Below are 12,150 nucleotides of genomic sequence, written 5' to 3' on the forward strand. Positions count from 1 at the left end.
CAATTACCAATTACCAATTACCAATTACCAATTACCTATTTACTAATTATCAATACTCCCATCATACCGTTCGCAATGGGGTAGTGTGTGGCTGAGGTAAAACCAACTTGAAGGGCTATTTCTACTTGTTCTTTGCCAATGGGGAAGCGGTCTAAACTGGGGCTGATATAAGCGTATTCTTCTTTGACTCCCAGGCGATCGGCTAGTGGTACAACTATACTATCTAAGTACCATTGCTGAAAGGTGCGGAATTGTTGATTGTTGGGGCGATGAAAATCTAAAATGGCTGCCTTTGCATTGGGTTTGAGTACGCGGCGCAGTTCTTGGAGACTACGGGGAATATCTGTGACATTTCTTAAGCCGTAGCCCATTGTCGCCGCATCGAATTGATTATCCTCAAAAGGTAAATCCAAGACATTGGCTTCCACCCAAGAAATATGAGGTTGGGGGTATTGTGCTTGGGCGCGTTGTTTGGCGGTTTCTAGCAGGTTAGCAGAGAAATCCACACCGTATACTTGGCCTGTCGAGCCTACACGCCGTGCTAGACGTAGGGCTAAATCCCCACTCCCGCAACATAAATCTAAACAAGTATCTCCTGGTTTAGCCCCAGTCCATTTAATCGCCATTTCTTTCCAGATGCGATGCTGTCCTAGACTTAGCCAATCATTCAACTGGTCGTAGACGGGGGCAATGCGGTCAAAAATAGCACGAATTTCGTTTGTCATTAGTCAATGGTCATTAGTCCATAGTCATTAGTCAACAGTCAACCATAAGATGGGGCAAAATACACGATAATTATGGATAGCCCAATCGGTATGAGCGACAAAATTCGCAGTTATCAAGTAACTGCGAACTGTGAATTGGCTTGAATATATCAGGGACTATAGACTACAGCGACTACTAGTCAGAGCGATCGCTACCAGTTGGGCTGATAAATGGATGAGTGTTAATTCATCTTCCCGTAAAGAGATTGGTTGTTGCCACTGGAGGGACAGCACACCTAACATCTCATTGCGGTAGGTAATGGGGATGACTACATGAGCTTGGATACCGTTATCTTGATATTGACTGATGCTGGCTAATTTGGGGTCTTTGGCAATATTGGCAGCTACCTGAATTTGACCAGTAGCGATCGCCTCGTTTGTCAGGGGGTCTTGGTTTAGCCAGTTGTTGACAGTACCTTGTTGACTGTAAAAGCCTTGTATTGTGCTTAAGGTTTGCCCTTCTAACATTTGTAAAATACAAGCATTGACGGCGAAACTTTCAGCAAATGCAGTGGCAATGGGTGTCAGAATTGTTTCTAAACTGTTTGAGGCTTGTGTCACCTGCACCAAAACTGTTAACAGTGACATTTGGGCATTAGCACGGCGTAATTCTTCTGTCCTTTGCTTGAGCAAATCATAGGTTTCTGCTGCCCTCTGGACAACTGCTTTCAGTTCGCCAGGGTCCCAGGGCTTAGTAATATACTTGTAGACTTGCCCAGCATTAATCGCCTCTACCAAGTCTTCAATATCCGTAAAACCAGTCAGAATTATTCTCACTGTATCGGGGAACTGAGGCACAGTTTTACTCAAAAACTCAGTTCCTTTCATTTCTGGCATTCGCTGATCGGAGATAATTACGGCTACTTCTCCTTCTGCGGCCAATACTTCTAAGGCATTTACTCCGCTATCAGCTTTGAGGACATTAAAATCTCGGCGAAAAGTGCGATAAAGCAAGTCTAAATTATCTGGCTCATCGTCAACCACTAAAATCTTCAGTTTTTTTGTTCGTTCCAATGTTGCGGATTGACGGCGACCAGTCTGAATTTCGGTAACAGCATCAGCCATAAGTTACTACCTGTAAATATTTTTATATTGTTATATTCCCTACAAGCTTAGTAGATTATCCTTACCAAGCCTTGCGGGAATTTGCTGATATAGTTTTCCCTACTGTAATGAGTAATATTCATAACTCAAAAATATATTTGGCGGTAGAGTGTAGAGATGGTTAGCTGTTAAAGATTACAATAAGATTTACTGATGCAGTATAAAGTTAAGCTGATGAGCGTTTAAATTGTGTCTTATTGAAAATCTATAATCTCAGCACTGCTACCATTTCTTCTCTACGAAACGCTACAAAAACATTTTGTTGAATCTTGAATTGCAATATGACTGAATTACCACCCAACGCTCCTAATCCAGAGAACACTAGCAATGAATTGGCACAAGAATTGTTACGAAAATTAAGACAAAAACAAGGTAATTGGGTGGAATGGGGTCAGGCGATCGCCTCTCTACAAAAATCTGGTTACAATCCTCAAGATATTTTTGAAGCAACTGGATTTGAACCAGTACAACAAAATCAGGTAATTGTTGGCTCTCAAGTTTATAATTCTTTAGAAAAAGCAGGAGCATCAGCAGCCACATTAGCCCATTATGCTACACGGGGAAGTGATGTTTTATATGAATTACGTTTGCTCACCCATGAAGAACGAGCGGCGGCGGGTGAATTGACCTTTACTCATAAAGTCGATGCAGATGAGGCGCGGGAAGTAGCCAAAGCGATTAAAGATTTCTCTCGCTTCCGCATCTTACCAGAAGGATTCTCTAGCCATCCTGGGGATGCAGTCGCCTATCAAGCTTGGAAATTAGCACGGCAATACTCAGATTTGCAAGAGCGATCGCGTCTCATTGCCAAAGGGTTACGTTTTGCTCACAGTGAAACAGCTAGGAAACAAATCGAACAATTACTAGTAGATTTTACCGTTGTTTCTAAGCGTCCGGCTCCCATTCCGCCCTTTTTCCGCTTCGATACAGAAGATGAGTTACCCCGGATTGTTCCTGTTGTAGGTGAGTTACCTTTAAAAGCCCAAGAATTAAAAGCTGTTCCCTTAGTTGAAGAAGTTGAGCCATTTCGCCTAGTAAAATTTGTTGGTGAACAGGCTTGGGTAGCTTTGCCTGGTTGGCAAGTTTTATTAGCAGCAGAAGACCCAGTAACAATTTTAGCCACAAGCGATCGCTTTCCTAAGCAGAATCAAACTGAGTCTGGGCCTGTGTTAGTAGTGGTAGATCGTTCTCAACGGGAATGGAATGATTTTAGTTATTTTGCCGTAGATCACGACGGCGAATTAGATTTTCAGTGGTTTGAAACGGAACCAGAGTTTCCCATATTAGGAAAGGTGATTATTCTGGTTCGTCCGCGAAAAATTTTGGATGAAAACGTAACTAAGGACTCGTGGCAAATTGACGAGTAATTTAAGTGCTATGAAGCGGGAATAGCAGCGCTGAAAATAGTAGCGGGGCGTTGAGTAACGTCCTGAGTAATTATTTTTGAATTTTAAATTGATATGTCAGAGACTAATGTTACTGCCACAGTATCAGTATCCCAACCGTCATTTGTTGCGCTTTTGCAGGAGAGAATTGCTCTAATTCGCAGTACTCTGCGCCCAGGACAACAACAAATGGCTGACTGGCAGTCGGGGCCTTTGGCGGTATCGGCTGTACCTGGTGCTGGTAAATCTACGGGGATGGCGGCGGCGGCGGCGATCGCTATTGCTCGTCAGTATCAGCAGGCGGCGGAGTCGCGCACATCTTCCCGTCGTCAGTTGGTGGTAGTTACTTTTACTCGTTCTGCGGCTGCCAATATTAAAGCAAAAATCCGCAACTACCTCAAGCAATTATCCTTACCGCAAACTGGTTTTGCTGTTTATACTCTGCATGGTTTGGCGTTGAACATTGCCAGTCGCCATCCTGATTTGTCGGGGTTAGAGTTAGAAAATGTCACCCTCATCACCCCTAACCAAAGCCATCGCTTTATTCGTACCGCAGTCGAACAATGGATTAATAATCATCCCCGGCTTTATTTGCGGTTATTGGAAGGACAGCAATTTGATGGTGAAGAGACAGAAAGGTTACGTCGCCAGTCAGTATTGCGGACGGAAATTTTACCTGATTTGGCAACTACCGTGATTCATGAAGCCAAAAGTTCTGGTATATCACCAGAGCAACTACGGCAATGGAGTCAGGAAACTACAGACGCTTACGAGATTTTAACAATTGCGGCGGGTTTATACGAACAGTATCAAAATCTGATGCGATCGCGCGATTTCATCGACTACGACGACATGATTTTAGCAGCCCTACGCGTCTTGGAAAACGACAGCGCCCGACGCATTGAGCAAAACCAAGTTTTCGCCGTCTTTGAAGACGAAGCCCAAGATTCTAGCCCCTTGCAAACGCAGTTATTAGAGATTTTGGCGAGTGGTGGAGAGGCAGGGGGCAGGGGGCAGGGGGCAGGGGGAGAACTGACTGCAAGATTTTCGCCCAATCCTCAATCCCCAATCCCCAATCCCCAGTCCCCAATCCCCAATCCCCAGTCCCCAATCCCCAATCCCCAGTCCCCAATCCCCAATCCCCAGTCCCCAATCCCCAGTCCCCAATCCCCAATCAACTTAATTCGTGTCGGCGACCCCAACCAAGCGATTAACTCTACTTTTACCCCGGCTGACCCGATTTACTTTCGGGAATTTTGTCAAGAATGCGATCGCTCTCGTAGACTAGCAACAATGGATCAAGCTGGTCGTAGTACTGCCATGATTATTGCAGCCGCTAATTTTGCGCTGGAATGGGTAAATAGTACTTACATCGCCAAAAATCAAAAGTCTCCCCATCTTCCTTTGTCCACCCCCTTTAGTCTGCAAACAATACGTCCTGTCCACCAAACTGATGTCAACCCAGCACCAGTAGGTAGGGGATTAGAATTACATACACCCCGTGATATTTATCACACTGTAGAATTGCTATCTCAAAGGGTGATTGAGTTATTAACTGAAGACATGGGCAAGAGTGCGGCGGTGTTAGTGCGGGAGAATCGCCAAGGACGTTGGTTGGCGGAGGCGCTGGCACCTAAGTGTAAAGAGCATAATATTACACTATTTGATGTGGGAGAAGGCGATCGCCGTTCTCATGTTCCTCAAGAGATTTTAGCGTTATTGCAATTTTGCGATCGCCCCCATTCTCCCGATTACCTCAAAGCAGCTTTGGAAGCATTGGTAAAGCGCCAATTAATTCCGACTCAAGACCTCAACGCCTTGGCTAGTCTACCAGAGGAATTTTTGTATCCTGGCCCCTTAGCTGCACCCCAATCAGAAGTAGTCCAAAAAGCCTCTCATCTTTGTCGTAGTTTACTGCGCGCTCGTTTGGAATTGCCTCTATATCAGATTATTTCCTTCCTCGCCTTGACCTTAAATTATGACCAAGCGGAACTAGCAACTGCTGATAAACTTTCGGAACGGGTAAACAAGCAAATAGCTGGTAACAACTCAATGGGGGCTATGCTTTCAGCCTTAAGTGAAATCGTCAATTCCGAACGTTTTGAACCTGTGGAAACCGATGATTCGGAAGCCCGTTACACCCGCAATGGTCAATTAACGGTTATCACCATGCACAAAGCCAAAGGGCTGGACTGGAATTATGTTTTTATCCCCTTCCTCCATGAAAACTTAATCCCTGGTCGATTTTGGGTTCCGCCCCAAAGCCAGTTTTTGGGTGACTTTACTTTATCAGAAGTTGCCCGCGCCCAGATTCGGGCTGCGCTTCATGGTGAAACTGGAATACCGGAAGTAACTTCAGCTTGGGAGCAAGCAAAACACTTGAAAACGGCGGAAGAATATCGTTTACTATATGTGGCGATGACCAGGGCAAAGCAACTACTGTGGATGTCTGCGGCGCAAAAAGCCCCCTTTACTTGGAGTAAACCAGAGAATTTACAAGAACAAGCCCCTTGTCCAGTTTTTTCAGCTTTAAAGCGCCAGTTTCCTGAATTTGTAATTCACACTCAGCCTTCATGAATCGTCAAGGTTAGCTAATAGTTCTAAAATGACTCCATTCGTCCAACCAAAACCTATCTCATTAGAACTATAGCCAAAGCAGATTTCATCGGAAACTTGAGCCGAACAACGTTCTACATCGTATTTTTCTACAAAAAAACCGTATTTCGTAAATTCTTGAATCGCCATAGTTAGGAATTTATGAGCAATATCATCCCCCTCCTTGCGATATCCGTAACGATAAAGTCCTTGGACTGCAATTAAGGTGAGTGGGGCCCAGCCAAAAGGTGCGTCCCATTGGTTCCCCGTTACACGGGTGCTGGTGAATATTCCTCCTGGGGCTGTAAATAAGGAAAGATTTTCTACAATGCGTTGGGCTTGTTCTGGGGAGGAAAGACCTGTCCACAGGGGATAGAAGGTAGTGGCAAATTCATAATGACGGCGTTTGCCACTGTAGAAGTGATAGTCTAAATAAATTCCTTTTTCTTCATCCCACAGGTATTGATTGATACGCTCACGGCGAATATTAGCGCGATCGCTCCATTGTTCTGCAAGTTCTGGATTATCTAAAATCTTGTGAATTTGCGTTAAGTCTTGCTCCATTTGATAAAGCAGGCTGTTCAAACAGACGGGCGCATAATGGACGATATCAACGCTAAAGGGGCCGAAACGGTTGGTGATATCAAAACCAGACTCACGCATGGAGCGATCGCCTTTGTAAAATAAGTCTGTGAGTTCGTCTTTTTCTGAGTCATAAAACAAACTCACATCATAGTCATCAATCTCAAATGTTTTGTAATACTCCTTGACGCGTTCGTAGTGGCTGCGTCCGGCTTCATCCAGTTCGGAAAATAATACTTCTGGTGCAGCCCCTTCGCCTAAGGCGTAGTATCTAGATAAGCCCGTGGCTGAATTTAGGTGAGGTGGAACTACCCAATAATAGTAAAACTGTTCTAGCAATGGCAGGGTTGATTTGAGCCATGCTTGGTCTTGGGTGTGCTGGAATAACGCCAATACCATCATACTCAGGACGGGGGGTTGCGATCGCGTCAGCATATAGGTACGGTTGGCGTTGAGGATCGTACCGTAATGCTGGACTTGGTAAAGTAGCTGATCAACTTGACTTTGGGCTAGTTCCCATTCTTCATCTTGCAACAGTCCAAGCAAAATAAAATAGCTATCCCAACCATACATTTCATTAAAACGACCACCAGGGACGACGTAAGGCCCTGGGAGATATAACAATCCGTGTTCTTGGATGGCTTCAACTTCGCTGGGTAAGGTGCGAATTTCTATTTGCTGCATCTCTTTTGTCGAGAGCGATCGCTCTAATACGGACTTGACTGTATTACAGTCTTCTTGGGGGGAGATGTAGATAATCCAAGGGGTGTTGGGTTGGTGTTCTAGTTTGGTGTCTTGGGCGGATTCTAGTAAATGTTGGTGGGAGCGGGTGAGGGTTTTCCAGGTTTGTTTGATGTAGGTTCTGACGGTGTTTTTGGTCATGGGTTTTTTCTCACGCATTCGACGAAGTCGTTCTCGAAGAGTAGGCGCAGAGGCGCAAAGAAGAGAGGGAAGAGGGTTATTGGGCGATTAATAAGGCTACGGGGAAGTGGGTGAGGGCTTGGGCGATGGGTAGGGTGTCTTCGGTTTGTAGGGTTTGGTGGGTGAGGGGGTTGTACCAGATTTGGGGGGGGAGTTTTAGGTGAGTATCTTGCCAGATTTCGCCTAGTGGGGGTTTTCCTGGGGGGGTGAGGGTGGTGAGGAAGCGGGGGGTGATGGCGATCAATGTTTGCTCACCTTTTTGTCTGGCAAATGCGATGATATGGTTGGCGTGGGTTCCGTGAACTTCTAGCGGGAGATATTCGCCGTCTTGGAATAATTCTAGGTATTGTGTTCTGGTTTTGAGGGCTTGGAGTGTTAAAAATAGTTTGATTCTACCGTCGGTTTTTTGATGGAGTAGTTCGGAAATTAAGCCGAGAATATCGGTTTTGCTTTGCTCTTGGATGGTAGTTAAATAATCCCGCCGTTGTTCAAAATCAACAGGACGACGGTTGTCGGGGTCAACTAAGCTTAAGTCCCAAAGTTCTGTTCCTTGGTAAAAATCGGGTACACCAGGAGCAGCAATTTTCAGGAGAGTTTGGGAAAGGGAGTTAAATATCCCATATTCGGCGATTTTCTCTTGAAAGGGTTGGAATGTCTCTAAAAATTGCCGTGATAAGTTTGGGTCAAGTATTTTCTGAATGAAGGAGGTACAAGCTTCTTCATACTCATTATCGGGGCGTAACCATGCGGTATGTACTTTCGCTTCCCGAATGGCTTTAATCATGTAGTCTTGCACTCTCTGGACAAAGGACGCTTGTTCATGTTCTGCAAAAGGAAACGCGCCTACCAGAGTTTGATAGAGAAAATATTCGTCGTTGCGATCAGGTTGGTTATTGCTACGATGTACCTGATTAAGTTGGCTCCATTGATTTACCTGTTCTTCCCACTCCTGGGGAATTTCAGATAACACATTTAACCTTGCTCTCATGTCTTCGCCGCGCTTTGTGTCATGGGTAGCTGTGGCGTTCATGGTGTGAGGCCAGTTAGCTTGGTGTTGTTGGTTAAAGTGATGGAATTTATCGACATTAATACCAAAATGGCTGGGATTTCCGCCTACTTCATTCAAGGAAAGCAGACGGTTGTAGACATATAAGGTAGTATCTTCTACACCTTTAGCCATGAGAGGCCCACTGTATTGCTGCATCCGCAAGACAAAATATATCCACTGTTCCCGTTCTGTTTGGGTAAGGGAAGCATCGAATTCCAGCAGCATGACTTTTTCTATAAAGTTCATCTCGTGATGTAGGAGAGGAACTTGTTTTTTAGCTGTCTTCATTACTTCTAGGATGCAGGCTTTATCGCTATCTCCAATCCCATCGGGAGTGATATAAGTGCGGTAAATGGGAAAGAGGGTCAGAACTTCGGCGATCGCTCGCTTCAACCCATTCAATGTAAAATCATTCCCATAGCGGTATTTACTGGCAATATTCTTTAACAAATTCGCCAAATTATCTATGTCACCTGCTAAGTTCTTGTCTAAAATCAGGTGTTTTTTCTCATTCACAAGGGATGGATAATCTACAGGCTTACCAATAAATTTATGGTAGATATGATCAAAAAATGATTCATTTGTAGATTGACAAAATACCCCATTTACATAATTCAAAAAATCATATCCAGACGTACCTTGAATATCCCAATTTTCTGGTAAATCTTCAGTTAATTCTAAAATCTTCTCAACCGTGACATAAACATCCCCCATTTTTTCCCGTAGACGTTCTAAATACTGCGTCGGTTGATAAAGTCCGTCAATATGGTCAATTCTTAATCCAGTGAATATGCCCTGTTCTACTAATTGGTGAATTAAACTATGTGTATTGTTAAACACGCGCAATTCTTCTACTTTCACGGAAATCAATTCGTTAACAGTAAAGAACCGCCTATAGTTCATTTCTTCCGCCCCAACCTTCCAGAAAGCGAGGCGATAGAATTGGTCATTGAGTAAGTCATCTAACAAATTAAAACTTTCAGAATTCCCTGGTTCACCGTTAAATATTTGAATATTTTCCTCAATGAATGCGTGAATATCATCATTACTGGTGTAGAGTTCCCAAATCAAACCCTTGATAAAAGCAATTTGGTCTTGTCGCTGTTTTCCTGCAACTTCCGAGGGAACACTTTTCAGAATGTAGAGAATGCCTAAAAGTTTAATAAAATCAGGGTGATTACGTCCCAGCATACGCGTGAGTTTACCCAAATTATGAGTAATAAATTTTGTGTAAGACTCTAACCGCAATGGCAATTTTAAACTGTAATAGTTAACGGTTAAACCATTTTGCTCATATTGTAGTTGAATATTTCCCTTTTCTAGAGATTCACCATAAAAATCCCCTAGCAAAGGAGCAAGGATACGCTCTTGACTATTAGCAAATGGAGAGTTCCAACACACATCAAAGTAGTCTGTATAGCTAGAATCCGGGCCATGTTCCAGCACATCCATTAAATATGGATTTTCGCTACTATAAGCCATGTGGTTTGGGACAATATCTTGCAACCAACCCAGACCTAGAGACTGTAATTCAGCTACCAAAGCCTCAAAAGCCTGAGTAGTTCCTAGTTGGGGATTGAGTTGTGACCCATCCACCACATCATAACCATGTGTACTACCAGTTCTAGCCTTAAAAATCGGAGAAGCGTACAAATCAGAAATACCTAAATCTGCTAGGTAAGATGCGATCGCTCTAGCATCATCAAACCCAAACTCCGGTGTAAACTGAACTCTATAAGTTGCCTTTGGTATTCTCATAATTTATAACTCTTAATTTAATAAACCCAACAAACACTCCGCGCCCCTCTGCGTTAAAAAAACCTCCTAAACCTCATACAAAACCAAACTTGTAGGCTGTAAAACAACCTCCTCCCCCACAGACAACTTCTCAACGCCTCCAGAATCAGAAGAATCTAACAACTTCCGCACACTTTTCTGAATTGGTAAAACCACCGTCACCGGAGAAGTATTAAAATTCATCACCAATATCACTTCGCCAGACTCACACCAACGCCGCACCACAACTATTTGCTTATCCTCATCACTAGTTGCTTCGATACTGTCGCGGTCATAATTCTGCAATGCGGGATGAGTTTTACGTAAATGAATTAACTGACGATACCAATCCCATAAAACCTTGTGCTGACCTTGATGACGTAATTCCCAGTTGAGTTTACACCGCAAGAAAGTTTCCGCCGATTCGGGGTCTGGTGGGTCTTCCGCATAATGGAACGCCTCAAACTCTTCCTTGCGTCCAGCACGTACAGCTTGAATCAAATCCGGGTCAGAATGACTCACAAAATATATAAAAGGTGCAGTTTCGCCATATTCTTCACCCATAAACAACAACGGTAAATAAGGCGATAGCAACACAGCACCAGCCGCTAACTTCAAACCCGCAAAGGAAATCCGCTCAGATAAGCGTTCCCCCTGCATTTGATTACCTATTTGGTCATGATTTTGAATACATACCGAAAACTGAGATAATGGGCGATCGCGGCATGATATACCATGAAAACGTTTACGGTGTGGCGCATACCGCCAATCATAGACAAAAGTATCTGCGTAAGCTTTAGCTAAATCCGCACACTTACCGAAGTCTTGATAATAACCTTGGCGATCGCCTGTTAACAATGCGTGTAATGCGTGGTGAAAATCATCACTCCACTGTGCATCCAGTCCATAACCACCCAATTCTACCGGACGAATGATTTGGGGATTATTCAAGTCGCTTTCAGCAATCAAAAGGCGTTTCCATGTTCCCCTTTGGGAGAAGTTATGTACAACCTCCGCCAACTCCCGCAAGAAATGCTTTGCACCCAAATCATAGATTGCTTGAATCGCATCCAAGCGCAACCCATCTATGTGGAACTCTTCCAACCAATACAGCGCATTCTCAATAAAATAATTCCGCACACCTTGACTATAGGCATCATCGAAATTCATCGCATTGCCCCAAGGTGTCTTATATGTTCTAGTAAAATAGGGCGCGAACTGACCCATGTAATTACCTTCTGGGCCAAAGTGGTTATAAACCACATCCAGCACTACAGCAATACCATTTTCGTGACAAGCATTGACAAATTGCTTTAAATCTGAAGGACTCCCGTAGGAATTTTGCACAGCAAACGGATAAACGCCATCATAACCCCAGTTACGGTATGCTAAATCAGCCTCAATATGAGTATCACCCGGAAATTGAGCGATCGGCATAATTTCAATGGCATTAATTCCTAATTCCCTCAGTTCTGATAAACGGGGAATGATAGCTGTAAAGGTTCCTTCTGGTGTGAATGTCCCTACATGGACTTCATAGAAAATCATCGATTCCAAGGGAACACCAGACCAATTTTCATCTGTCCACTCAAATTGATGATCAACAACTTCAGATGCTCCGTGGACTCCTTCTGGTTGATACTGGGAAGCCGGGTCAGCAAAGGCTTCTTGGTCATTTAATTGATAGCGATAAAGCGTACCCGGATACACATCATTTACTTTTATCTGCCAATAACCTTCCGCTAGAGGTTTAAGCGGAATTAACTGTTGCTCTGGCTTTAAGATTTGCACTGCAACGCTGTTTAATTTTGGAGACCAAACTGTAAACTCACACTCTCCATTACCCAAGTAGTGAGCGCCAATTTTCACGCAGCATCCTCCCGTTAAATCAGATTTTGTGTAAAGGTTAGCCGACAACAAATGTCATCAATTACACACTTTTCCCAAAAGCTCCAGATAGAATCATGAATTGTCT

The 12,150-nt window shown here is 43.8% G+C and carries 7 protein-coding genes; 2 read left to right on the forward strand and 5 right to left on the reverse strand.

The window, feature by feature from the left end; all coding sequences use genetic code 11:
- Positions 1 to 35 precede the first annotated feature (35 nt).
- Complete coding sequence (gene ubiE, locus GSQ19_RS12350; RefSeq protein ID WP_011318246.1) at positions 36 to 725, reverse strand: bifunctional demethylmenaquinone methyltransferase/2-methoxy-6-polyprenyl-1,4-benzoquinol methylase UbiE; 690 nt, start codon at positions 723 to 725, stop codon at positions 36 to 38.
- A gap of 156 nt (positions 726 to 881) precedes the next feature.
- Positions 882 to 1,829, reverse strand: coding sequence for a response regulator (locus tag GSQ19_RS12355; protein WP_011318247.1), 948 nt, complete (start codon positions 1,827 to 1,829; stop codon positions 882 to 884).
- A gap of 320 nt (positions 1,830 to 2,149) precedes the next feature.
- Here GSQ19_RS12355 and GSQ19_RS12360 point away from each other — a divergent pair, with 320 nt between their 5' ends.
- Together GSQ19_RS12360 and GSQ19_RS12365 are read left to right on the forward strand one after the other, a co-directional pair.
- A complete protein-coding gene (locus GSQ19_RS12360; RefSeq protein ID WP_011318248.1) occupies positions 2,150 to 3,235 on the forward strand; it encodes a RuBisCO accumulation factor 1 in 1,086 nt (361 codons plus the stop codon).
- A 93-nt stretch (positions 3,236 to 3,328) separates the two neighbouring features.
- A complete protein-coding gene (locus tag GSQ19_RS12365; protein ID WP_011318249.1) occupies positions 3,329 to 5,830 on the forward strand; it encodes an ATP-dependent helicase in 2,502 nt (833 codons plus the stop codon).
- Here GSQ19_RS12365 and GSQ19_RS12370 read toward each other — a convergent pair.
- The 3 genes from GSQ19_RS12370 to treZ form a co-directional block, all read right to left on the reverse strand.
- Entirely contained in the window at positions 5,825 to 7,312 is a 1,488-nt protein-coding gene (locus GSQ19_RS12370) for a trehalase family glycosidase (RefSeq protein WP_011318250.1), read from the reverse strand. The two genes, GSQ19_RS12365 and GSQ19_RS12370, sit on opposite strands and share 6 nt — an antisense overlap.
- A 76-nt stretch (positions 7,313 to 7,388) precedes the next feature.
- Positions 7,389 to 10,157, reverse strand: a complete 2,769-nt coding sequence (treY, locus tag GSQ19_RS12375) for a malto-oligosyltrehalose synthase (RefSeq protein ID WP_011318251.1) — start codon at positions 10,155 to 10,157, stop codon at positions 7,389 to 7,391.
- 66 nt (positions 10,158 to 10,223) lie between these two features.
- A complete protein-coding gene (treZ, locus tag GSQ19_RS12380) occupies positions 10,224 to 12,044 on the reverse strand; it encodes a malto-oligosyltrehalose trehalohydrolase (protein ID WP_011318252.1) in 1,821 nt (606 codons plus the stop codon).
- Positions 12,045 to 12,150 lie beyond the last annotated feature (106 nt).

Origin of the sequence: Trichormus variabilis 0441 (genome assembly GCF_009856605.1) — a bacterium.
Lineage (GTDB): Bacteria > Cyanobacteriota > Cyanobacteriia > Cyanobacteriales > Nostocaceae > Trichormus > Trichormus variabilis.